Origin of the sequence: Kitasatospora hibisci (genome assembly GCF_043950205.1) — a bacterium.
GTDB classification, from domain to species: domain Bacteria; phylum Actinomycetota; class Actinomycetes; order Streptomycetales; family Streptomycetaceae; genus Kitasatospora; species Kitasatospora hibisci.
Genome location: NZ_CP171642.1, coordinates 7075550 through 7098328, shown reverse-complemented (window position 1 = coordinate 7098328; position 22779 = coordinate 7075550). Strand labels below are relative to the sequence as shown.

General features: G+C 75.0%; 20 protein-coding genes. 13 read left to right on the top strand and 7 right to left on the bottom strand.

What is annotated here, in order from left to right:
• From ACF9IK_RS31015 to ACF9IK_RS31005, 3 genes are all read left to right on the top strand, one after another.
• Window positions 1–1287, top strand: coding sequence for an MFS transporter (locus tag ACF9IK_RS31015; protein WP_395297377.1), 1287 nt, complete (start codon window positions 1–3; stop codon window positions 1285–1287).
• Between the two features lie 35 nt (window positions 1288–1322).
• Window positions 1323–2192 carry a dimethylargininase gene (ddaH, locus tag ACF9IK_RS31010; RefSeq protein WP_395297376.1) on the top strand — a complete coding sequence of 290 codons (870 nt, stop codon included), beginning with the start codon at window positions 1323–1325 and terminating at the stop codon, window positions 2190–2192.
• A gap of 211 nt (window positions 2193–2403) precedes the next feature.
• Window positions 2404–2667 carry a hypothetical protein gene (locus ACF9IK_RS31005; RefSeq protein ID WP_395297375.1) on the top strand — a complete coding sequence of 88 codons (264 nt, stop codon included), beginning with the start codon at window positions 2404–2406 and terminating at the stop codon, window positions 2665–2667.
• A gap of 57 nt (window positions 2668–2724) precedes the next feature.
• Here ACF9IK_RS31005 and ACF9IK_RS31000 read toward each other — a convergent pair whose 3' ends face one another.
• The gene (locus ACF9IK_RS31000; RefSeq protein ID WP_395297374.1) at window positions 2725–5838 is read right to left on the bottom strand and encodes an AfsR/SARP family transcriptional regulator; all 3114 of its coding nucleotides are present in this window, start codon (window positions 5836–5838) and stop codon (window positions 2725–2727) included.
• Window positions 5839–6260: 422 nt separating this feature from the next.
• On the opposite strand from ACF9IK_RS31000, the gene ACF9IK_RS30995 reads away from it, so the two are divergent.
• From ACF9IK_RS30995 to ACF9IK_RS30980, 4 genes are all read left to right on the top strand, one after another.
• Complete coding sequence (locus ACF9IK_RS30995) at window positions 6261–7286, top strand: hypothetical protein (protein ID WP_395297373.1); 1026 nt, start codon at window positions 6261–6263, stop codon at window positions 7284–7286.
• A 143-nt stretch (window positions 7287–7429) separates the two neighbouring features.
• The gene (locus ACF9IK_RS30990; RefSeq protein ID WP_395297372.1) at window positions 7430–8845 is read left to right on the top strand and encodes an MFS transporter; all 1416 of its coding nucleotides are present in this window, start codon (window positions 7430–7432) and stop codon (window positions 8843–8845) included.
• 111 nt (window positions 8846–8956) lie between these two features.
• A complete protein-coding gene (locus tag ACF9IK_RS30985; protein WP_395297371.1) occupies window positions 8957–9769 on the top strand; it encodes a class I SAM-dependent methyltransferase in 813 nt (270 codons plus the stop codon).
• A gap of 128 nt (window positions 9770–9897) precedes the next feature.
• Entirely contained in the window at window positions 9898–11286 is a 1389-nt protein-coding gene (locus tag ACF9IK_RS30980; RefSeq protein ID WP_395297370.1) for a condensation domain-containing protein, read from the top strand.
• Between the two features lie 49 nt (window positions 11287–11335).
• Here ACF9IK_RS30980 and ACF9IK_RS30975 read toward each other — a convergent pair whose 3' ends face one another.
• The 5 genes from ACF9IK_RS30975 to ACF9IK_RS30955 all read right to left on the bottom strand — a co-directional run bounded on the left by ACF9IK_RS30975 (window position 11336) and on the right by ACF9IK_RS30955 (window position 16931).
• The gene (locus ACF9IK_RS30975; RefSeq protein WP_395297369.1) at window positions 11336–12877 is read right to left on the bottom strand and encodes a M1 family metallopeptidase; all 1542 of its coding nucleotides are present in this window, start codon (window positions 12875–12877) and stop codon (window positions 11336–11338) included.
• Window positions 12878–13009: 132 nt separating this feature from the next.
• Window positions 13010–13882, bottom strand: a complete 873-nt coding sequence (locus tag ACF9IK_RS30970) for a sulfurtransferase (RefSeq protein WP_395297368.1) — start codon at window positions 13880–13882, stop codon at window positions 13010–13012.
• Window positions 13883–13984: 102 nt separating this feature from the next.
• Window positions 13985–15064, bottom strand: coding sequence for a class I SAM-dependent methyltransferase (locus ACF9IK_RS30965; protein ID WP_395297367.1), 1080 nt, complete (start codon window positions 15062–15064; stop codon window positions 13985–13987).
• Between the two features lie 508 nt (window positions 15065–15572).
• Window positions 15573–15899 (bottom strand): hypothetical protein, encoded by a 327-nt coding sequence (locus tag ACF9IK_RS30960; protein WP_395297366.1) that lies wholly within the window; start codon window positions 15897–15899, stop codon window positions 15573–15575.
• Window positions 15900–16058: 159 nt separating this feature from the next.
• Window positions 16059–16931, bottom strand: coding sequence for a polysaccharide deacetylase family protein (locus ACF9IK_RS30955; RefSeq protein WP_395297365.1), 873 nt, complete (start codon window positions 16929–16931; stop codon window positions 16059–16061).
• Between the two features lie 229 nt (window positions 16932–17160).
• On the opposite strand from ACF9IK_RS30955, the gene ACF9IK_RS30950 reads away from it, so the two are divergent.
• Complete coding sequence (locus ACF9IK_RS30950) at window positions 17161–18015, top strand: SAM-dependent methyltransferase (RefSeq protein ID WP_395297364.1); 855 nt, start codon at window positions 17161–17163, stop codon at window positions 18013–18015.
• A gap of 46 nt (window positions 18016–18061) precedes the next feature.
• Here the strand turns inward: ACF9IK_RS30950 and ACF9IK_RS30945 are convergent, their stop codons facing one another.
• A complete protein-coding gene (locus ACF9IK_RS30945) occupies window positions 18062–18931 on the bottom strand; it encodes an Fpg/Nei family DNA glycosylase (RefSeq protein WP_395297363.1) in 870 nt (289 codons plus the stop codon).
• A gap of 165 nt (window positions 18932–19096) precedes the next feature.
• Here ACF9IK_RS30945 and ACF9IK_RS30940 point away from each other — a divergent pair, with 165 nt between their 5' ends.
• The 5 genes from ACF9IK_RS30940 to ACF9IK_RS30920 all read left to right on the top strand — a co-directional run bounded on the left by ACF9IK_RS30940 (window position 19097) and on the right by ACF9IK_RS30920 (window position 22660).
• Window positions 19097–19582: an SRPBCC family protein gene (locus ACF9IK_RS30940; protein ID WP_395297362.1), complete on the top strand. Its 486-nt coding sequence runs from the start codon at window positions 19097–19099 to the stop codon at window positions 19580–19582.
• A gap of 166 nt (window positions 19583–19748) precedes the next feature.
• Entirely contained in the window at window positions 19749–20411 is a 663-nt protein-coding gene (locus tag ACF9IK_RS30935) for a hypothetical protein (protein ID WP_395297361.1), read from the top strand.
• Between the two features lie 145 nt (window positions 20412–20556).
• The gene (locus ACF9IK_RS30930) at window positions 20557–21360 is read left to right on the top strand and encodes a DsbA family protein (RefSeq protein WP_395297360.1); all 804 of its coding nucleotides are present in this window, start codon (window positions 20557–20559) and stop codon (window positions 21358–21360) included.
• Window positions 21357–22001, top strand: coding sequence for a vitamin K epoxide reductase family protein (locus ACF9IK_RS30925; protein WP_395297359.1), 645 nt, complete (start codon window positions 21357–21359; stop codon window positions 21999–22001). The genes ACF9IK_RS30930 and ACF9IK_RS30925 overlap by 4 nt, the downstream gene beginning before the upstream one ends.
• Before the next feature lie 65 nt (window positions 22002–22066).
• Window positions 22067–22660 (top strand): dihydrofolate reductase family protein, encoded by a 594-nt coding sequence (locus ACF9IK_RS30920; RefSeq protein WP_395297358.1) that lies wholly within the window; start codon window positions 22067–22069, stop codon window positions 22658–22660.
• Window positions 22661–22779 lie beyond the last annotated feature (119 nt).

The following is a 22779-nucleotide window of genomic DNA, read 5'->3' as shown; positions in this document are numbered from 1 at the left end:
ATGACCACTGTCTCCGTCGAGCCGCCCCCGCAGGCGGACCGGCCGAAGAGCCGCTGGGGCCTCTGGGCGCACGGCGACTTCCGCAAGCTCTGGATCGGTGAGACCACCAGCGGCCTCGGCACCGCCGTCGGCAACGTCGCGCTCGCCCTCGTCGCCGTCGTCACCCTGGACGCCAGCCCGTTCATGGTCGGCGTGCTGACCGCCTCCGCCTGGGTGCCCTGGCTCTTCCTCGGCCTGCTGGCCGGCGCCTGGGTGGACCGCTGGCCCCGGCTGAAGGTGATGCTGGTCTGCGACCTTCTGCTGCTGGTGCTGTTCGGGAGCGTGCCGGTGGCCGGTTGGTTCGGCGCCCTGACGATGGCCCACCTGATCGCGGTGGCGCTGCTGGCCGGGTCGGTGAAGGTGTTCTTCTCCACCGCGTACAGCGCCGCCCTGCCCTCGCTGGTCGCCAAGCCCGACCTGCTGGAGGCCAACGTCAAGCTGCGCTCCGGGGAGTCCGCGGCCGAGATCGCCGGGCCCGGTGTGGCGGGCCTGCTCTCCCAGGCGTTCGGTGCGGCCAGCGGGCTGCTCGCGGACGCGGTCACCTACCTGGTCTCCGCGCTCTGCGTGGCCACCATCGAGACCGAGGAGAAGCCGCCGCCGGCCTCCGAGCGGCGCGGCATCCTGCGCGAGATCGGCGAGGGTGTCCGGTTCCTGGTCCGCGACCCGTACCTGCGCACGCTGGCCTCCTTCGCCGCGGTCGGCAACCTCGGCCTGAACGGCATCCAGGCGGTGCAGACCGTCTTCCTGGTCCGCAGCGTGGGCGTGACGCCCGGCGGCGTCGGCGCGGTCTTCGCGGTGGTGTCGATCGGCGGCCTGGCCGGGGCCGCGCTCGCCGGGCGGATCGCCCGCCGGCTGGGCACGGCGCGCGGACTGCTGCTCTGCGAGCTGGTGGTGGCGCCGTTCATCTTCCTGCTGCCGCTGGCCGGAGAGCGGCTGCCGCTGCCGGTCAGCGCGGTCGCCTGGTCGGTCGCGGTCTGCGGCGTGATCGCCGGGAACGTCATCGCCGGCAGCTTCTACCAGGCGTACTGCCCGCCCGCCATGATCGGCCGGATCCGGGCCAGCGCCTCGACCGTCAACTTCAGTGCGATCCCGCTGGGCGCCCTGCTCGGCGGCTGGCTGGGCGAGGTGCTCGGCGCCCGGACCACCATCTGGATCATGGCCGGCGTGCTCATGTCGGCCGGCGGGGTGCTGCTGGCCAGCCCGCTGCGCGGCCTGCGGAACTTCCCCGAGCGCCCCGCCTCCTCCTGACCCCTTCCCTCCCGCCCTCGTCCTCCGGAGTTTCCATGACCGCCACCACGCTGAGCCGTCCCGGCGCGAGCGCCGGCACCGCGTCCGCCCCGGCCGCCACGGCCCGCACCGCCCGCCCGCGGCGGTACCTGATGTGCCGTCCGACCCACTTCGAGGTCAGCTACGCGATCAACCCGTGGATGGACCCGGCCGAGCCGGTGGACACCGGCCTCGCGGTGGCCCAGTGGGAGCGGCTGTACCGGCTCTTCCGCGAGCTGGGTCACCGGGTCGACCTGATCGACCCGCTGCCCGGCCTGCCCGACATGGTCTACGCGGCGAACGGCGCCACCGTCGTCGACGGCCGGGTGCTCGGCGCCCGGTTCCGCAACGCCGAGCGGGCCGCCGAGGGGCCGGCGTACCTGGAGTGGTTCCGCGCCCGGGGCTTCGCCACCCACGATCCGGCGCACGTCAACGAGGGCGAGGGCGACATCCTGCTGACCGGCCGCTACCTGCTCGCCGGGCGCGGCTTCCGCAGCGTCTCCGCCGGGCACGCCGAGGCACAGGAGTTCCTCGGCCGGCCGGTGGTCGGCCTGGACCTCGTCGACCCGCGTTTCTACCACCTCGACACCGCGCTCAGTGTGCTGGACGGCGAGGAGATCATGTACTACCCGGGCGCGTTCTCCGCGGGCAGCCGGCGGGTGCTGCAGCAGCTCTTCCCGGACGCGGTGCTGGTCGACGAGGCGGACGCGGAGGCGTTCGGGCTCAACGTGGTCAGCGACGGCCTGCACGTCATCCACCCGGAGCCGGCCGCCGGGGTGGCCGCCCGGCTGCGCGAGCGGGGCTTCCGGCCGATCGCGATGGACCTCTCCGAGCTGCTCAAGGGAGGTGGCAGCGTGAAGTGCTGCACGCTGGAGATCCGCGAGTAGGCCGGTCCCCGACGGCGCGCGCGGGAGCCGCTCCGGGCACGCGGCCGGACACGGGGCCGGACACGGGGCCGGACGGTCGACCGGCCGATCAACGAGGCCGGTCGACGCACGGTGCTCGCGCGTCGATCGGCCGTTGAACGCCGCTTGCCATGCTGGTCCCACCAGCCCGGAAGACCCCTTCCCACCAGGGAAGACACCATAGGGAGACGTCATGGCGAAGCACTCGGTCCTCGGTAGCACCCGGATCCGCCTGGCCGCCGCCGGCCTCGGCCTGGTGATCGCCCTCGGCACCGCCGGAACCGCGGCGGCGGACGACACCGCCGGCACCGGCCAGACCACCACCACGACCACGACGACCGGCAGCACCGGTACCGGTTCGACGGGCACCGGGTCCACCGGCACCGGCACCGGCACCGGCACCACCGACCCGGGCAACGGCGGCGGCCACGGGGACTGGAACAGCACCGGCTCCTGAGCACCGGCGCCGTCCCGGCCCGTTCCGTTCCGTCCCGCTCCCCGGCCCGCCCGGCCGCTACGGATCGGCCAGCGCGAACGCCGGCTCCCGCAGCAGCCCGGCCACCTCGTCCGCCTCGGGCAGCCCCAGCCGGCGGAAGATCTCGAACGCCTGCCGCAGCCGTGCCCCCGCCTCGGCCCCGCGTCCGAGCTCGGCCAGCGAGCGGCCCAGCACCACCAGCGCCTGCGCCTGGTCCCGCTCCGCCCCCAGCTCCTCGCAGAGCTCCAGCGCCTGCCCCGCCTGCTCCAACGCCTCCCCCGCCCGCCCGAGCGAGCGCAGACTGTCCGCCAGCCGGTAGCGGGCGTGCGCGGCCCGGTCGCGCAGTCCGGCCGACACCGCCACCGCCAGGCACTCGCCGAACCAGGTGACCGCCTCCTCGTGCCGGCCCAGCCCGTGCAACGCCAGCCCCAGGACGTACAGCGTGTACGCCCGGCCCGGATCGTCCTGCCGGGTGCGCAGTTCGGCCAGCACCTCGTGACAGATCGCCACCGCCTCGTCCGCCCGGCCGCTGCGGACCCTGGCCAGCGCGGCGTTCACCGTCGTCACCAGCGCGCCCGACCGGTGCCCCAGCCGGTTGGCCAGCAGCAGCGCCTCGTCGTAGTGGTCCACGGCCTCGTCGAAGCGGCTGAGGAACTGGCAGATCAGGCCGAGGTCGTTGAGCGCCTGCCGCAGGATCACGGTGTCCCCCGCGGCCCGCGCCCGTTCGGCCGCCTGCCGGGAGGACGCCTCGGCGGCGTCCAGCCGGGTCGCAGCCAGCGCGACGTTGCCGCGCAGGAAGTGCGCCCGTCCCTCGGAGCGCGCATCCTGGTTCCGGGCCGCCGCCGCGGCCAGCGCCTCGGCCGTGGCGGACAGTTGACGGCTCGGCGGGGTGAGCACGAACGGTGTGAGTGCGATCAGCAGGTCGATCGCCGCCCGCAGTGCCCGCCCGTCGGCGCCTCCCGGCCCGGCCTGCTCCACCGCCGCTGCGCCGGCCTCCCCGGCGCCGGCCTGCGGAGCTCCCCCGGCCGGGCCGACGGCGAGCGCCGCGACCTGCGCGGCGAGCGCGACCGCACCCGCGCCCTCGGCCGCCGCCCACTCGCGTGCCGCCTCCCGACCGGCCAGCGGCACGCCGGCCGACCGGGCCGGACCGAGCGCGCCGGCCGCCGGGTCGCCCGGCACGGCGTGCTGGAACGCGGTGCAGGCGGTGGCCAGCAGGTGGTCCAGCAGCCGGTCCCGGGCGGCCGGCGCCTCCGCCTCGCCGTCCACCGGACCGGCCCCCTCGGCCGGGCGCCGCCGGGCGAACGCCCGCAGCAGGTCGTGGTATCGGTAGCGGCCGGGGAACGGCGACTCCACCATCGCCACGTCCACCAGCGTCTCCAGCAGGTCCTCCGCGTCGTACTCGTCGAGGTCGAGCAGCGCGGCGGCGGCCGGCAGGCCGATGTCCGGCCCGTCCACCGAGGCGACCAGCCGGAAGGCCCTGGCCTGGTCGGCGGTCAGCTGGCGGTAGCTCAGCTCGAAGGCCGCGGCCACCGCGAGGTCACCGATCCGCAGCTCGTCGATCCGCCGCCGCTCCACCTGCAGGCGGCGGCTGAGCGTCGCCACCGTCCAGCTCGGCCGGGCCGCCAGCCGGGCGGCCACGATCCGCACCGCCAGCGGCAGGTGCCCGCAGGCCACCACCAGCTCCAGCGCCGCCTCGGGCTCGGCGGCCAGCCGCTCCGCGCCGATGGTGCGGCCGAGCAGGTCCAGCGCCTCGTCGGGCTGGAAGACGTCCAGGTCGACCTGGACGGTGGCCGGCAGCCCGGCCGGCCGGATGCGGCCGGTGGTCAGCACCGCGCAGCCCACGGCTCCCGGCAGCAGCGGCCGGATCTGTGCGGCGTCCTTGGCGTTGTCGAGCACGATCAGCAGCCGCCGACCGTCCACCACCGAGCGGAACAGCGCGGAGCGGGCGTCCAGCCCGTCCGGCACCGCGTCCGCGGCCACGCCGAGCGCCACCAGGAACCCGCTCAGCACCGCCTCCGGATCCGCCGGGACGGGATCCGAGCCGCGCAGGTCCACGTACAGCTGGCCGTCCGGGTAGGCGTCCCGGACGCGGTGTGCGACGTGCAGGGCCAGTGCCGTCTTGCCGACGCCGCCCATGCCGACCACGGTGGCCACCACCAGGGCCTGCGCAGACGGCGTGCCGAGCGCCTCGTCCAGCACCCGGACGGTCGCCGTCCGGCCGGTGAAGTCGGCTGCGTCCGGCGGGAGCTGGGCGGGTCTCGGCACGGCGGCCGGCCGGTCCGCCCAGCCGGAACCCTCCGCTTCCGCCGCGGGCTCCGCCGGCCCCTCCGCCTCGGCGGCCGGTGCCTCCGGCCCCGTGTTCCCGGCCGCCGCGGACTCGGCGCGCACCCGCTCGGGCGCGGCCAGGGACGGGTCGCCCTCCAGGATCCGCCGGTGCAACAGCTCCAGTTCGGCGCCCGGCCCGACCCCCAGCTCGGCCAGGAACAACTGCCGCACGCCCCGGAAGACCGCCAGCGCGTCCGCCTGCCGCCCCGCCTGGTAGAGCGCGCGCATCAGCAGCCCGTACGCCCGCTCGTGCAACGGGTGCTCGGTGGTGAGCGCGGTCAGCTCGGGGATGCAGCGCGAGTACCGGCCGAGCCCGAGGTCCAGGCCGATCCGCTCCTCCAGCAGGGTCAGCCGCAGTTCCTCCAGCCGCTGCCGGTGCCGCTCCGCGAACGGCCCCGGAATACCCGCCAGCGGCTCGCCCTGCCAGAGGTCGAGGGCCTGGTTGAGCAGGTCGCGGGCGCGCAGCGGCTGCCCGGCCGCCGCGGTCCGCTCGGCCTCGGCGGCCAGCGACTCCGCCTCCGCCGCGTCCACCGCGAGCTTCGGCAGCAGCAGCCGGTAGCCGTCGCCCATCGAGACCAGCACGCTCGGCGCGGCCCGGCCCTCCCCGCCGGCGCCGGCCTCGGCCCCCTCGTCGAGGATCTTGCGCCAACGCCAGGCGTAGGTGCGCACGGTGGTCATCGCCGCGTTCGGCGGCTCCTCGCCCCACAGCGCCGCGATCAGGTCGGTGGCACTCGCGGCGTGCCCGGGCCGCAGCAGCAGCACGGCCAGCATGGCCTGCTGCTGCGGACTGCCCACCTTGAGCACCGCCGCGCCGCGGTGAGCGCGCATCAGACCGAGTAACGAAAAACGGAGATCGCCCAAATCCAGCCCCCAGCCACCCCGGACCGTGCCCGCCCCCGCCCGTGCACACGTCACATCTGTTTCACCTATTAATCACAGCGTCGCGCCCGGTGTCGAGACACCGTTGAGCGTGCGGTGACCGGACGTTGAACCCCACCCGGCAGAATCGAACCGTACCGGGGGCCGCCGGGGACGGTCCGGCCCGGCCCCGGCACCGCCCTGACCCCCGGCGCGGGGAGAACCTCCGTGCCCCGAACTCCCCCACCGCCCAAGGCCGCTGCGCCACGGGTCGGCACACCCCGCCCCGGCCGCCGCCCTGACGGCCGGGGGCCCGCGCCCCGGATCCGCCCGCCCCGCCGTCGGCCGCCGGTGGCATCGGGCCATGACGAGATCCTCGGAGGCGGACGTCCGTGAACACCGCACTGCTGTACCACCTGCTCGACGTCGACCCGGCCGACGGGCCGGCCGAACTGCTCCGCCGCGCCCGCGCCAGCCGCCGCCTGCCCTACCTGGTGCTCTCCTCCCTCGCCCGCGACGACGTCCGGATGGGCGAGCCCGCCCGTGCCGAGCTCCGCCGCGCCCGCGCCCGCGCGGACCACTACGTCCGGCTCGCCCGCGACCTCGCCCGCGCCACCGGCATCCGTGCCATCCGCGGGCTGCCGATCGCCGGGTACTACCCGCCCGGCCTGCTCCGGCCGCAGAACGACCTCGACCTCGTCGCCCCCGGCGAGGCGGCACTCTGGCAGGCGGTGATCCGGCTGGTCACCGAGCACCCCGTGGAGCGGATCGAGGTCACCCTGCTCGGCGACCGCCCGCACCACACCGCCGTCACCGTCCAGTGGCCCGCCGACGACCCGCTGGTCGATCCGTGGTACCGGGTCCGCCTGGTCACCGCCGCACTCGCCGGCGACGGCGCCGGGGTGCCCGTCCGCCCGTACCTGGTCGCCGACGACCACGTCGAGTGCCTGATCGCGCTCGCCGAGGAGGGCCTCACCCGGGCGTTCCGCCCGGACGACGTGGTCGACGTCGCGGCGCTCGCCGAGCAGCCCTTCGAACCGGACGAGACCGCCGCCGTCATCGCCGCCTACCGCGTCGCACCCGAGGCCGCCGCGCTCCTGGACCTCGCCGCCGCCCACACCCCGCTCGGCCGGCTCGGCCCGGTCCGCGCCGCCCTGGAGGCCGAGCTCGCGCCCGAGCACCGCCGCCGCACGGAGGTCGGCGTCGCCCCCCGCGTCCTCGCCCGGCACGGCAGCCTGCTGCGGCGCACGGTCATCCGCCACGACTGGGACGAGGCGCGGCTGCTGTCCACCCCCGACGCCACCGTGCTGCTCACCCCGGTCGCCGACTACCTGCTGACCGCCGCACCCGGAAGCGCCACGTCCGCCGAGCGCACCGCCGCCTTCGCCGCCCTCCACCACTGGGACGCCCTCTGCTGACCGCCCGGCCGGGGTGCGGCCCGCCGGCACCCGTGAGGCCCGTTGCGGAAAATCGATTTGCCGTCACGGCAAACTCTCTGGGCCCACGGCGCCGGACCGTCCGAGCATGGGGCGACACCCCGTCACGGACCGGAGGACCACCCTTGACCACGACGATCGCGGCTGCGCCACCTGCATCGGACGCGCGCCGGCGCTGGACGGTACTGGCCGTCTGCGCACTCAGCATGTTCCTGGTGGGCCTGGACACCACCATCGTCAACGTCGGACTGCCCGCGATCGGGTCGGGCCTGGGCACCGGCACCCGCGGCCTGGAGTGGGTCGTGGACGCCTACACGGTGGTCCTGGCCAGCCTCCTGATCGTCTCCGGCGCGCTCGCGGACCGCTTCGGACGGCGCCGGGTGTTCCGCTGCGGGCTGCTGGTCTTCGGCGCCGCGTCCCTGGCCTGCGCGGTCGCCCCGTCGCTCGGCGTCCTGGTCGCGGCCCGCGCCGTCCAGGGCATCGGGGCCTCGATGCTGAGCCCGGTGGCCCTGGCGATCGTGGTGGCCGCGCTGCCCGACCCCCGGGAGCGGGCCCGGGCGATCGGCATCTGGGCCTCGGTGTTCGGGCTGAGCCTGGCGGCCGGCCCGGTGACCGGCGGCGCGCTGATCGCGGCGCTCGGCTGGCGGTCGGTGTTCTGGATCAACGCCCCGGTCGTCGTCGTCGCCCTCGTGCTGGTCGCGCGGTACGTGCCGGAGTCCCACGGCGAGCGCGCCAGGCGGCTCGACCCGCCCGGCCAGGCGCTCCTCACCGTGGCCCTGTGCACCGTGGTCGGCCTGCTCATCGAGGGCCCGCGGCTCGGGTGGGCATCGCCCTGGGCGGTGGCCGGCTACGCCCTGGCCGCGCTGGCGACGGCCGGGTTCGTCCGGGTCGAACTGCACCGCGACGAACCCCTGATGGACCTCGGGCTGTTCCGCCGCCCGCCGTTCGCCGCGGCCGCGCTCGGCGCGGTGGCCGTGTTCACGGCGCTGAGCGCCGCCCTGCTCCTCAACACTCTCTACCTCCAGCACGCCCGCGGCTGGACGCCACTCGCCACCGGCCTGGCCACCCTGCCGATGGCCCTCGGGGCCACCGTCTGCGCCCCGTGGTCCGGCACCCTGGTGGGGCGGCACGGCCCCAGGCTGCCGCTGCTGCTCGCCGGCGCCTTCACCGCCGCGGGCGGCCTCGGCCTCGCCGTCCTCGGCCCGGACACCGTCACCCCGCTGCTGGTGCTCGCCCTCCTGCTGATCGGCATCGGTTTCGGCTTCGCCAACGCGCCGATCACCAACACCGCGGTCGGCGGCCTCCCGCCGTCCCGTGCGGGGGTGGCCGGGGCCATCACCTCCACCGCGCGCCAGCTCGGCTCGGCGGTCGGGATCGCCGTCGCCGGAGCGCTGGTCTCCGGCACCGACCCGGCCGACCTCGCCCGGGCCTCCCGCCCCGGCTGGCTGCTCGTGGCGGCCTGCGGCCTCCTCCTCCTCGGCGTGGCCCGCAGCTCGCGCACCCCCCGCACCACGACGCCGCCCGCCCGGTCGGACGGCTGACCCCGCCCCGCACCCCACCCGTCACAGGGCGCGTTCGGACGCACACCGGTTTGGGTACGTACGTCATCGCCCGGGGGCCGGGCACCGACCGACGAGGAAGCCGAGCAGCCCATGAACCAGGACCGCATTCCCGCAGCCGTGCGCCGCACCTACGGCGTGGACGACCTGTCCAAGGCGGCCAGCTTCGCCGGCGGCTTCATCAACTTCGGCGACTGGAGCGGCATCGACCTCACCGCCGTCGGCCCCGAGGACCGGGTGCACAGCCAGGAGCAGCTCTACCGGCGGGTGCTGCGGAGCTTCCCGGAGCCGCACGAACGGCGGCGGCTGGCCGAGGTCGGCTGCGGCCGCGGGCTCGGCTCCGCCCTGGCGCTGCGCGAGTTCCGCTTCGCCGCGGTGACCGGCGTGGACATCCACCCGGACCAGATCGAGCGCGCCCGGGCCGTCAACGCCAAGGCCCTCGCCACCTACCCCGACCGGCTCGCCTACGCCCTCGGCGCCGCCGACGAACTGCCCTTCCCCGACGCCGCCCTCGACGGCCTCTACTCCGTCGAGGCGGCCCAGCACTTCCGTGAACTCACCGGCTTCGCCCACGAAGCCGCCCGGGTCCTGCGCCCGGGCGGCCGGCTGGTCGTCACCACCTTCTTCACCGCCGAAGGCCCCGACGTCGCCGAGCGCCTGGCCATCCTGCTCGGCAGCTTCGCCGACGGCCTGGACGTCGCCCACCCGCTCGGCCCGTTCACCGCCGACCTCGCCGCGGCCGGGTTCACCGGCGTCACCGCCGACTCCATCGGCGCCCACGTCTGGCCCGGCCTCGACCGCTACCTGGAGGACACCGTCCCGCCCGGCCACTGGACCCGCCACTTCCTGACGGCCTGGAAGGACGGCCTGATCGACTACCACGTGGTCACGGCCGACCGGGCCTGAGGCCGCCGGCCGGCCGGCACCGCTCTCGACGCCGGGGCGGGCGGTGCGCCAGACTCTTCCCGGACGACACCTGCGCTCCCCACGCACCGGCACCGACCGCACCCAGAACCGCCCATCGGAGAGCACACGTGACCACGAGTCAGCAGCTGGAGATCACCTTCTCGTCCGGCCGGTCCGGCACCGGACCGGCGACCTGGGGCCAGCAGGCCGTCTGGGACGCCGTCAACCGGCTCGCGCCCGCCGACGCGCCGCGCTACAACATCACCACCGCCGCCCCGCTCGACCCGGGCCTACCGCTCCCGGTGGTGCTCGGCGCCCTGGAGCAACTGCTCCACCTGCACGACTCCCTGCACACCCGGCTCCACCCGGACGCGGACGGCAGGCTGCGGCAGACCGTCGACCCGGCGGGCCGGCTGGCGGTACACCTCCGCCGCGCCGACGGCGGCCCCGACGGCGCGGCCGCGGCCGGCGCCGCGCTGCACGACGAGCTGGCGGCGCTGCCGTTCGACTGCGCCCGGGAGTGGCCGATCCGGGTCGGCCTGGTCGAGCAGGGCGGCGACGTCCGGCACATCTCCCTCGTGCTCTCCCACACGGCGGTGGACGGCGCCGGGATGGGACTGCTGGTGGCGGACCTCACCGAACTGTCCCTGGGGGTGCCGCCGGCCGGGATCCGCGACCGCCGGCCCGCCCAGCAGCCGCTGGAGGAGGCCGAGTTCCAGACCTCCCCGCGCGGCCTGCGGCGCGACGCCAACGCCCGCGCGCACGCGGTGCGCAAGCTGCGCTCGGGCCCGCCGCGGCTCTTCCCCCCGGCCCTGGAGGATGCTGCGTCACCCTTCCCGAACGCCGTGCTCGACTCGCCCGCGCTGCTGCGCGCCGTCGACCTCGTCGCGGCCGGCCACCGGGCGAGCGGCTCCTCCGTCCTGCTCGCCGCGGTCGCGGCGATGACGGCGCGACTGTCCGGATCGCCGGACGCCGTCCTGCAGGTCGTCGTCAACAACCGCTTCCTGCCCGGTCTCGCCCACGCGGTGAGCGTGGTGGCCGGCGACGGCCTGCTCCACCTCCCCGACGTCGGGGACGAGTTCGGCGCACTGGTCCGGCGGACCCACGCCGCCGCCATCGCCACCTACCGGCACGCCTACTTCGACAAGCGCCTGCTGGACGAGGAGATCGCCCGGCTGACCGCCGAGCACGGCCCGCTCGCCGACCGCTCGTGCATCGTCAACGACACCCGCGACCTGCTCCCGGTGGTCCCCGCCGACGGCGGCGCCGCACCCGGCGCCGCGGAGTGCGCGGCCGGCGGCGAGACCCTCGCCGAGGCGCTCGCCCGGACCACCCTCGACTGGCCCCGGGTGTTCGAGCCGCGCCCCGGGCTCACCTACGCCCTGGACGCCCTCCGGACCGCGGACGCGCTGCGGCTGGCGCTCACGGCCGACGGCTCGGTGCTGCCCAGGGCCGGGATGGAGCGGTTCCTCTACGGGATCGAGGACCTCATCGTCACCGAGGCCCGCTCCTTCTAGATCCGCGGTGCGGGGCGCCTCCCGGCGGCGCCCCGCACCCGTCACCCGGTCAGTGCCGCTGCCCGTGAACCGAGTTGGTCTCCTGGATCTTCTTCCACGACTTCGGCTCCCGCGGCTGCTCCCCGGCGCCCGGCGCCAGGCCCGCCGCACCCGGCGCCCCGGCTGCGGCCGCCACGGCCGCCGGGACGCCCGCGGAGGAGGCGGCCGGCTTCGCGGACGTGAACAGCCAGGTCTGGAACAGGTCCGCGAGCGGCCTGCCGGAGATCCGCTCGGCGTACGCCTGGAACTGCTGGATGGTGGCGTTGCCGAAGCGGCGCTCGGCCGGCCAGCCCTTGAGGATCCGGAAGAACTTCTCGTCGCCGACGGCGTTGCGCAGCGCCTGCACCGCCGCCGCGCCCCGGTCGTAGACGGCGCCCGCGAACTGGTGGTCCGGTCCCGGGTCACCGGGCTTGACGGTCCAGAAGGCGTCGCCGGCCGGGTGGGAGGAGTAGACGTAGTCGGCGAGTTCCTGCGCCGTGCCCTCGTTCTCGTGCTCGGACCAGAGCCACTGCGAGTAGCGGGCGAAGCCCTCGTTGAGCCAGATGTCGCTCCAGCGCTGGACGGAGACGCTGTCGCCGTACCACTGGTGGGCGAGCTCGTGGACCACCACCGAGGTGTTGGAGCCGCGGGCGAACTGGGCCGGGCTGTAGAAGATCCGGGTCTGGGTCTCCAGCGCGTAGCCGGTGGGCACGTTGGGCACGTAGCCGCCGGCCGACTTGAACGGGTACGGGCCGAAGTACTCGCTGAGCCAGTCCACCAGCTCGCCGGTGCGCTCGACGCTGGCCCGCGCCGCACCGTCGTTGTCGCCGAGGTCCCTGCTGTACGCGGTGGTGACCGGCAGCCCGCCCGGGGTGGTGTCGGTGCGGATGTCGAACCTGCCGATCGCCAGGGTGGCCAGATAGGTCGCCTGCGGGTCGGTCTCGCGCCAGCTGTAGCGGGTCCAGCCGGCCTTGGAGCTCTGGCCGACCAGGCGGCCGTTGCTGATCGCCTGGGTGCCGTCGGGCACCAGCACGGAGACGTCGTAGGTGGCCTTGTCGGTGGGGTGGTCGTTGCTCGGGAACCACCAGGCCGAGCCCTCCGGCTCGTTCGCCGCGACGCCGCCGTCGGGGGTGCGCAGCCAGGCGGAGTAGCCGCCGCGCTCCACCTCCCCGGGCCTGCCGGCGTAGCGGACCACCACGGTGACCGTGCTGCCCCTGGCGAGCGTCCGGGCCGGGGTGATCTCCAGTTCCTGCTCGCCGGTGCTCGCGAACCCGGCGGTGCGCCCGTTGACCAGGACCTCCTTCACCCCGAGCACGAAGTCCAGGTTGAACCGGGTGAGGTCCTGGGTCGCGGTGGCCAGGATGGTCGCGGTGCCCTCCAGTTCGTCCGTGGCGGGCTGGTACTTCAGGCGCAGGTCGTAGTGCGAGACGTCGTACCCGCCGTTGCCGGCGTTCGGGTAGTAGGCGTCGCCGATGCCCGCGGCGCCCGGTCCGGCCTGGGCGGCGGAGGCGGGGACGGCGAGCAGCAGGGCGAGAGCGCTGGCGGCGGCAGAGACGATCAGCCTCTTGCGCACGGTGGTCCTCCGGGGTCACTGGGACAGTGGGTCGCAACGATCCCTGTCCCGGTGAGCCCGGGCGCACTCCTGTCTTCTGAAATGTTCATGCGAAGAAACAGGCCGAAATGGCGTAGCCGCCCGCGCGCCGCATCAGGCCCCGAGCGCCACCGGTGCACGCACCAGCGAGCCGTACTCCGTCCACGATCCGTCGTAGTTCTTGACGTGCGGGAACCCGAGCAGCTCGGTCAGGGCGAACCAGGTGTGCGCGGAGCGCTCCCCGATCCTGCAGTAGGCGATCACCTCGCGCTCGGACTCCACGCCCTGCGCGCCGTACAGCGCCCGCAGCTCGTCCGCCGAGCGGAACGTGCCGTCGTCGTTGGCCGCCCGCGACCAGGGGATGTTCACCGCGCCGGGGATGTGCCCCGGCACCTGCGCCTGCTCCTGCGGGAGGTGCGGGGGCGCCAGCGCCTCGCCCCGGAACTCGGCCGGCGAGCGGACGTCCACCAGCACCGCGTCGGATCCGGGCTTGGCGAACACCTCCGCCTTGGCCAGCACCTCGTCGCGCAGCGCCCGCACCTCGGGGTGCTCCGGCCCCTCCAGTCGGTAGCCGGTGCGCTGGTAGTCCATGACCTCCTCGGTGAGCTCCCGGCCCTCCAGCTCCCACTTCTTCCGCCCGCCGTCGAGCAGCTTCACCGGCTCGAAGCCGCGCAGCCGCAGCAGCCAGTAGGCGTAGGCCGCGAACCAGTTGTCGTTGCCGCCGTAGAGCACCACCGTGGTGTCGTCCTCCACGCCGGCCGCGCGCAGCAGGTGCTGCACGCCCTCGCGGTCGGTGTAGTCGCGTCCCACCCGGCTGTGCAGGTCGGTGGTCCAGTTCCAGCCGACCGCGCCGGGGACGTGCCCCCGCTCGTACGCGGCGGTGTCCTCGTCGACCTCGACGACGCGGATCGTCCCGTCGTCCAGGTGGTGGGCAAGCCACTCGGTGGGGACCAGGGCCTCGGGGTGTGCGTAGCCGCTGCCGGTCATCGCCGCCCTCCTTCGCGTGCGGAGCCCGGACACCTTCGAACCTACGTCCGACCGTCCGGCGGGGCCACCTGCGGGCGCGCCCCGACCGGCGCACCGCTCCGGTCACGCCGCCGAGCCGTTCAGCCGCGCCAGGTAGTACAGGTTGAGCACGTCCCCCTCCACCTGCTTGACGTCGACCGAGCCGAACCCGGCCTCGGCCAGCATCCGCCGGGCGGTCTGCTCGCCCCAGACCGTGCCCAGCCCCGCGCCGCCCTCGCCGAGCGAGACCGTCATGCAGTAGAACGTCGAGAAGGCGTAGAGCGCCGGTCCCAGCGGGTGGTCGACGTTCTCCTCCAGCCGGCTGCTGGCGGCGATGTCGCCCATCAGGAAGACGCCGTCGGGCCGCAGCGCCCCCGCGACCGCCGCCAGCGTCTCGGCCGGGCGGGCCAGGTCGTGGATGACGTCGAAGGCGGTCACCAGGTCGTAGGCGCCGGTCAGCTCGGCGGAGTCGACGACCTCGAAGCGGGCGTTGTCGATGCCGCGCCGGGCGGCCTCGGCCTTGGCGGTGCCGATGCCCTTCTCCGAGATGTCGACGCCGGTGAACCGGCTGGCCGGGAAGGCCCGTGCCAGGAGGTTGACGGCGTGCCCCTCACCGGTGCCGATGTCCAGCGCGTCGATGCCGGCGCGCATCCGGTCGGCCAGCCCGGGCACCAGCGGGACGATCCCGTCCACCAGCGCCAGGTCGTAGACCCGGGCGCTCTCCTCGGCCTGTAGCGCCTGGAACCGCGGGTACGCCGAGTACGGCAGGCCGCCGCCCCTGCGGAACGCCTCGACGATCTGCTGCTCCACCTCGCCCATCAGCGCGAGGTACTGCATCAGGCCGGCCATGTTCTCGGGGCCCGCGGCCCGGGTCAGCGAGGCCGCGTGCTCGGGCGGCAGCCGGTAGCGGGCCCCGTCGGGGTCGTACTCGACGAAGCCGCCGACGACCATCCCGCCCAGCCACTCGCGGACGTAGCGCTCGTTCAGCCCGGCGGCGTCGGCGATCTCGGTGCTCGTCGACGGTTCGAGCCCGGCCATGGTGTCGAAGAGCCCGGTCTGGTGGCCGAGGCTCGTCATGAATCCCAGGCAGGCGTCGTTCAGCACCTGCACCGTGCGACCCGCGAACTCCTCCTGTTTCGCCGGGTCCGGTTCCCGAACGGACATCGCGCCTCCTCCGCCGGCGGGACCTTCACGAACCCTCCCCCCGTCACGCTACGCCGCCGCCCCGCCCCGGGCACGCCGCCGGCCCGTGCCCGGCTTCCGCCCCGGCGGCCAGGGCACCTCGGAGCGCTTCCCGTAGGCGAGGCCGACCGCGCCCCAGCGCGCGCCTCCCCCGCCAGCCGCTGCCCGCACCGCCCCCGGCCGCGGATCCGCTTCGGAGACCGACCGGGCTCGGCGAGGGCGGGCAGCCGGGGCGGCGGCACCGGGTCCGGCTCGTGCGGGGTGTCCAGGGTCTCGGCCCGGAGCGCCGCCCCCGAGCACGCGGTGGGCGCCGGAGCCGGCCGCCGCGAGCACCGGCGCGGCCAGGGGGATCGGTGGTCCGCACACCCGGGCGGGCAGCCCGGCGATCGGCGGGGGCACGGCCGCTCCCGGTGTCGAGTCACCGGAACGGTCTCAACCGACCGACCGCCGAACCGTCCCGCCCATCGCCGGAACTGCTCCTGAGTTCGCCTCAGGAGAAGACGACGGACCGGAACTTCAGGCGGTCGCCGAGCCTCTTGCCCGGGTTCATGACGTAGAAGACGTCGCCGTCACATTGGAAGTCGAGGAAGACCGTGGCGGTCGAGGCCGTGAAGTTCTCGGGCGCGAACGCGGGGTGATCCTCGGTCGCACCGAACACGTCGATGCACTGGCCGCTGCGCGGGTCGGCCATGCCGGCGGGGACTCCGGGGCCGACCTTGTAGAGGAATTCACCGGTCGCCGCGTTCGCGGAGGTGGGCACGGCGAGGACGAGCGCGACCGCGCTGGCGGCGGCGATCGCGGTGTTGCGGAGACGCATGGGGAAGGGGCCTTTCGGGTGGCATTAAGCGGCACCGGGAGAATTGGTGCGAGATCACCCTAGATGTCCACAAACCGCAGAAACGGTTCTTCCGATCCACTCGTTCGAGTGGTTTAGCCATGGATCCCGCTACTCGCAGCGCTCTCCCCTCACCCGCCGTCAGTTGGGCGGCGCCGTGAAGTAGTACCCCGAGTCGATCAGCACCGGCAGGTACGTCTTCAGCGCCGCCACCGTCTGCGAACGGTCCCCGCCGCCGTCGTGGTTGAGCACGATCGCGCCCGGCCGTACGTCCTTGAGGACCCGGTCGGTGATCACGCTCGTGCCCGGCCGGGCCCAGTCGCGCGGGTCCACCGACCAGGCCATGTTGCGCATCCCGAGGTCGGCGGCCACCTTGAGCGACGCCGTGGACCAGTCCCCGCCCGGGGCCCGGAACCAGGTCGGCTGCCTCCCGGTGGTGCGGTGCAGCAGGTCCGAGGTGCGCTCCAGCTCGTCGCGGATCCCGCCCTCGGTGAGCTGCCGCAGGTCCGGGTGGGTCCAGGTGTGGTTCGCGATGTGATGGCCCCGGGCGGCGATCTCCCGCACCAGGTCGGGGTGCTGGGCGGCGTTCTCGCCGATCAGGAAGAAGGTGGCCCGGATCCCGTACTGCTCCAGCAGGGAGAGCACGGTCGGGGTGTGCCGCGGGTCCGGGCCGTCGTCGATGGTGAGCGCGACGACCCGCTTCTGGCCGTCGAGCTCGTACACCGGCTTGGACTCGGCCGCCGTCAGCACCCGCGGCGCCGCCACCGGCGCGCCCACCGCGGCGGGCGGCGCCGAGGCGGCGGACGGGACCGGGGCGGACGGGGGTGCGGACGCGGACGGCGAACCGGCCGACGGCGAACCGGCCGGCGACGGCGGCCCGGAGGCGGGGCCGGGAGCGGCACCGGGCGTCTCCGGAGCACCCGCGGCCCCGGCCTCCGGCGCTCCGACCCCGTCCTGGACCCCCCGGCAGCCGGCGACGCCCAACAGTGACATCCCGGCGGCGACCAGCAGCAACCTGCGCGAAGTAATATGACGATCAGACAGCATCTTCGATGCTTCCCCCGTCCGCCTCCGCGCCTCCCACGGGCAACCCCGACGGCCCCCAGCGTCACTCCGACGGCCCACACCGGGCGGCCGCGGGCGCCGGAGACCGTCCGGCCGGTGCGCGCGGTGACCGCGCTACGGCCCGGGCCGCTACGCTGACCATCCCCAGTGTGATGATCTGCGCCCAGAGGACGTGGCCATGACGACAAGTCAGGACTTCCCCGCCGGTCCCGCCGACCAGGAGGCCGAGCCGAGCCAGTGGGAGCGCTTCGGCGTCGACACCAGCACCCCCCACTCGGCCCGCGTGTACGACTTCTGGCTCGGCGGCAAGACCAACTTCCCTCCGGACCGCGCCATGGCCCTGGCCATCGAGGAGGCCGTCCCCAGCATCAAGGCGATGGCCCGGGAGAACCGGGCGTTCCAGAAGCGCGCCGTGCGCCGCCTGGCCCAGGAGTACGGCATCCGCCAGTTCCTCGACCTCGGCACCGGCATCCCCACCTCGCCGAACACCCACCAGATCGCCGAGTCGGTCAGCCCCGGCACCCGCGTGGTCTACGTCGACAACGACCCGATCGTGCTCGCCCACGCCCGGGCCCTGATGGTCTCCTCGCCAAACAGCCGCACCACCTACATCCACGCCGACCTGGGCAAACCCGCCGAGCTGCTCGGCGACCCGGCGCTCACCGCCACCCTGGACCTCGACCAGCCGGTCGGCCTGCTGATGATCGCCGTCCTGATGCTCATCGCCGACGAGGACGACCCGTGGGCCAAGGTCGCCGCCCTGCGCGACGCACTGCCCTCCGGCAGCTTCCTCGCGCTGACCCACCCCACCCAGGACTTCGACCCGCAGAGCGTCGCCAAGGTCACCGCGGCCGCCCGGGCCGGCGGGATGACCCTGGTGCCGCGCACCCGCGAGGAGGTCGAGCGGTTCTTCGACGGCTGGGAGTTCGTCGAGCCCGGTGTCGCCCCGGTGATGGCCTGGCACCCGGACGGCGAGCCGCCGGCCGACCCGCACGCCGCCTACTACTGGGGCGCGGTCGCCCGGAAGCCGTAGGGCCCGGACCGCGGGCCGGGCGGGGGCCGGTCCGCGGCCCGGCGCGCTACTTCAGCAGCCGGGAGAGCCGGCGGTCGGCCAGCGGCCTGCCGCCGGTCTGGCAGGTCGGGCAGTACTGCAGCGAGGAGTCCGCGAAGGACACCTCACGCACGGTGTCCCCGCAGAGCGGGCACGGCTGCCCGGTGCGACCGTGCACCCGCAGGCCGAGCTTCTTCTCGGTCTTCAGCTCCCCCGCCGCGAGCCCGCGGGAGCGCTCGACCGCCTCACGCAGCGTGCCGACCAGCGCCCCGTAGAGCCGGGCCGTCTCGTCCTCGCTCAGGCTCGACGCCTGCTTGTACGGGGACATCCGCGCCGCGTGCAGCACCTCGTCCGAGTAGGCGTTCCCGACCCCGGCCAGCACACTCTGGTCCCGCAGCACGCCCTTGAGGCGGCGCCGCTCGCCCTGCAGCAGGGCGGCGAAGTCCGCCTGCGTGAACCCCGGGTCCAGCGGGTCGGGACCGAGCCGGGCGACGCCGGGCACCTGCCCGGCGTCCTGAACCACGTACACGGCCAGGCCCTTCCTGGTCCCGGCCTCGGTGAGGTCGAATCCGTCGCCGGCCTCCCCGGCCAGCCGCACCCGCAGGGCGAGCGGGCTCTTCGCGCTCGGCCGCGGCGGCTCCTCGGGCAGGTGGTCCTTCCAGCGCAGCCAGCCGGCCCGGGCCAGGTGGACGACCAGGTGGAGGCCGCCGGCCTCGACGTCCAGGAACTTGCCGTGCCGGGTCACCGGGCCGACCACCCGGCCTTCGAGCGCCGTCACCGGCGGGTCGTAGGTCTTGAGCGCGCTGATCGCCACCGGCTGCACCCGGGCGATCTCCCGCCCGGACAGCCGCTCGGACAGGAAGGCGGCGAGAGCCTCGACCTCGGGCAGCTCCGGCATGCGCCCAGTCTCGCGCAGCCCGGCCGCTCCCGCCCACCGTCCGAACCGGGGCCGGAGCCGGGCGACGGGCCTGCGCGCCCGTTGCCCGGGCGCGCCCCGGGGGGCAGGCTGGAGGGAGCCGCGACACGTCAGGCTCCAGGCCGTCCGAGGAGGTCCGGCCCCGCCATGAGCACGCTTGAGGAACAGATCGACGTCGACGCCCCCGTGCTGGTGGCATGGGAGCAGTTGCACCGGGTCCACGACTACCCGTCCTTCGTCGACGGGGTGCGCAGCGCCCAGCCGCACGGCCGCAACCTCGCGCACCTCGCAGTGGAGGTGGACGGCGTCCGGTGGGACGTCGAGGCCGAGATCACCGACCGGGGGCGGGGCCGGGTGATGGCCTGGCGGACACTGGACGGCCCCCAGCTGCAGGGCGCGTTCGCGCTGCTGCCGCTCGACCGGGAGCACACCCGGGTGCAGATCCGGGTCGAGTACGACCCGGAGACGGTCCACGAGGCGCTCGGCGGACCGCGCGGCTTCGCGCTCGCCGGGGCCGTCGAGCGGACCGTGCGGGCGGATCTCGCGCACTTCCGGGAGCTGGTGGAGGCCCGGGTGCGGACCGCCGCCGAGCCGGCTCCGGAGGAGCCCGCGGAGGCCGGAGGCCAGGCCTGACCACGCCGGCCCGATCAGCCGGGCCGGCCGCGGTACGGCACCCGGGCGGGCCCTTCCCGGCCGCGTAAGCCGGGCATAAGTCCAGGTCAGAGCGGGTGGTGAGGATCTTCACAGCGGGCCGCCGGGCTGGTCGTCCACGATTCGGCCTGTGGCAGACTCGGATGCCGTGACCACCGATCCGGCCCCCAGGACGCTCCGCGCGGCGATCTTCGCCGCGCTGGTCGTGCTGCTCGCCGGGCTCGGCCAGGTGCTGGTCACCGGCCGTCCGCTACCGCTCGGCACGCTGGCCGTGGCCGGCGCCGCCGTCTTCGCGGTGGCCTTCGTCCTCGCCGGCTCCGAGCGCGGCTACCCCGCGATCGCGGCGGTCTTCCTGCCGCTGGAACTCGGGCTGAGCGCGCTGTTCGACCTCGCCCAGAGCACCTGCCCCACCCTCCCGCCGGGCTCCGCCCGCGGGTTCGAGCCGCTGCTCTGCGGCGGCGGCTCGCTCGGCGGCCTGCTGGCGGGCCACGGCCTCGCGCGCTCCACCGGGGTGCTCGTGCTGCTGGCCCTGCACACCGCGATCGCGCTGGCGGCGGCCTTCTGGCTGCGCCGGGCCGACGCCGCCCTGACCGGCCTGGCCCGGTCGGCGCGCATCCTCGCCGACTTCGCCCGGCGCCTCCCCGCCGCGGCCGGCCGCCGGCTGCTGCTCCTGCTCGCCTCGGCCGTCCCGGCCCGTCCGGTGGCCCGGGTGCCGTTCCCGCGCGCCAGTCGGATCCGCGTCCCGATCGAGGACGTCCTGCTCGGCCCCGCCGTCCGGCGCGGCCCGCCGGTGCACGCGCCGGCCTGCTGAGAACCGTCGCTCCCCACATCCGCGGCCTCTCCGCCGGTCGTCCCGCCGCGCGCCCCTGCGCGCCCGCCCCGCTCCGCGCCGACGGGCACCCCGCTGCCCCGCCCCGCGCCCCGAGCACCCGATCGAGAGCACAGGACGACACCCCGTGAGCAAGCAGCCCCACACCTCCCGCCCCACCAGGAACGCCTCCTCCCGCGCCGCCACCGAGCGGATGCGCGAGGAACGCGAGCGCACCGAGCGGTCGGCCCGGATCCGCCGCCGGACCGTCGTCGGCGCCGCGAGCGCCGCCGTCCTGGCCCTCGCCGCGGGCGTCGCCTTCGCGGTCGGCGGCGGGTCCGCCGCCGGCGGCCCCGGCGGACCGCTGGTCGTGCCCGCCAACGCGAGCGGCGCCGACGGCACCGTCATCACCTACGGCAAGGCCGACGCCCCGCACACGCTGGAGGTCTACGAGGACTTCCGCTGCCCGTACTGCGAGCGGCTGGAGACGACCACCGGCAAGACCGTCCAGCAGCTGGCGGACGCCGGCACCTACAAGGTCGAGTACCACCTGGCGACCTTCCTCGACCAGGGCCTCGGCGGCAAGGGCTCGCGCACCGCACTGGCCGCCGCGGGCGCGGCCCTCAACGAGGGCGTGGACAAGTTCAAGCAGTTCCACGACGTGCTCTACGCCAACCAGCCGGACGAGCGCGAGGACGGCTTCGCCGACGTCAACCACCTGCTCGACCTGGCCGGCCAGGTCCCCGGGCTGAAGACGGACGGCTTCGTCAAGGCCGTCCAGGAGGGCACTTACCTGCCCTGGGCCGACCAGGTGAACAAGGCCTTCGACAGGAGCGGCGTCACCGGCACCCCGACGGTGAAGCTGGACGGGCAGAAGCTCGACGTGTTCACCAACGGCGTTCCCGTCTCGCCGGAGCGGTTCACGGCGATGGTCGAGCAGGTGACCGGATGACCTCCGTCACCCCCGTCACCCCGGTCACCCCCGGGGCCTCCCGCACCCGGACCTACGGCGCGAGCCGGCCGTTCGCCCTGCTGCTGGTGATCGGCGGCGCGGTCGGGCTCTTCGCCTCGGTCGTCCTCACGCTGGACAAGATCCGGCTGCTGAAGGATCCCTCGTACGTCCCCAACTGCAACATCAACCCGATCATCAGCTGCGGCTCGATCATGCGCAGCGACCAGGCCGAGGCCTTCGGCTTCCCCAACCCGCTGCTCGGTCTGGTCGGGTTCGCCGTGGTGATCGCGGTCGGCGCCGGACTGCTGGCCGGGGCCTCCTACCGGCGCTGGTTCTGGCTCGGCCTGCAGGCCGGAACGGTCTTCGGGATCGGCTTCGTGACCTGGCTGATGTACCAGGCGCTGTACCGGATCGGCGCGCTCTGCCCGTACTGCATGGTGGTCTGGGCGGCCGTGATCCCGCTGTTCTGGTACACCGCGCTGCACAACCTGCGCTCCGGGGTGATCCCGGTGGGGCGCCGGCTGCGCCCGGTCGTCCGGGAGGCCGCCCGCTACCACTGGGCGGTTCCCGCGCTCTGGTACGCGGTGGTCGTGCTGCTGATCCTGGAACGGTTCTGGTACTACTGGAGCACGCTGATCTGACCGGCTCGCCGCCCCGCACCCCGGCGGCGCGGGGCGGCCACGCCCGACCCCCGGCGAGGCCCACCATGCGCAAGGTCGTCCTCTTCATGTCCGTGTCCCTCGACGGCTACTTCGAGGGCCCGGACCACGACATCGGCTGGCACCGCGTCGACGAGGAGCTGCACCTCCACCTCAACAGCGTGATCGCCCCGCTGGGCGGCCTGATCAGCGGCCGGGTCACCCATGAGCTGATGGCCGACTTCTGGCCGACCGCCGACCGGGCCCCGGACGCGAGCCCCGCGGTGGTCGAGTTCGCCCGGATCTGGCGCGAACTGCCGAAGACGGTGTTCTCCCGCACCCTCACCCACGCGGACTGGAACACCACCGTCCTCCCCGAGGTGACCCCGGCCGCCGTCGCCGCCCTCACCGCCGGCGAGGGCGGCGACCTCGCTCTCGGGGGTGCGGACCTCGCCGAGACCTTCCTCCGCCTCGGACTGGTCGACGAGTACCGGCTCTACGTCCACCCGGTCCGCCTGGGCCGCGGGCGCCTGCTCTTCCCCGCCACCCCGGAGTCCACCGACCTCACCCTTCTGGAGACCCGCTCCTTCCCCAACGGCGTGGTCCTCCTCCACTACGCCCGCACGCCCGTGAGCTCCGCGAACGCCGCAGTCCCCGAGTAGCCGACCAGGGCGGGGCGCCGGTCCGGGCTCCCCCGACGGCGCGTTCCGGTCGCGACGTGGGCGGGGTGCGCGTCGTACGATCCGATCACCGGTCGGCGGTCGGAAGGGCCGCCGGCGAG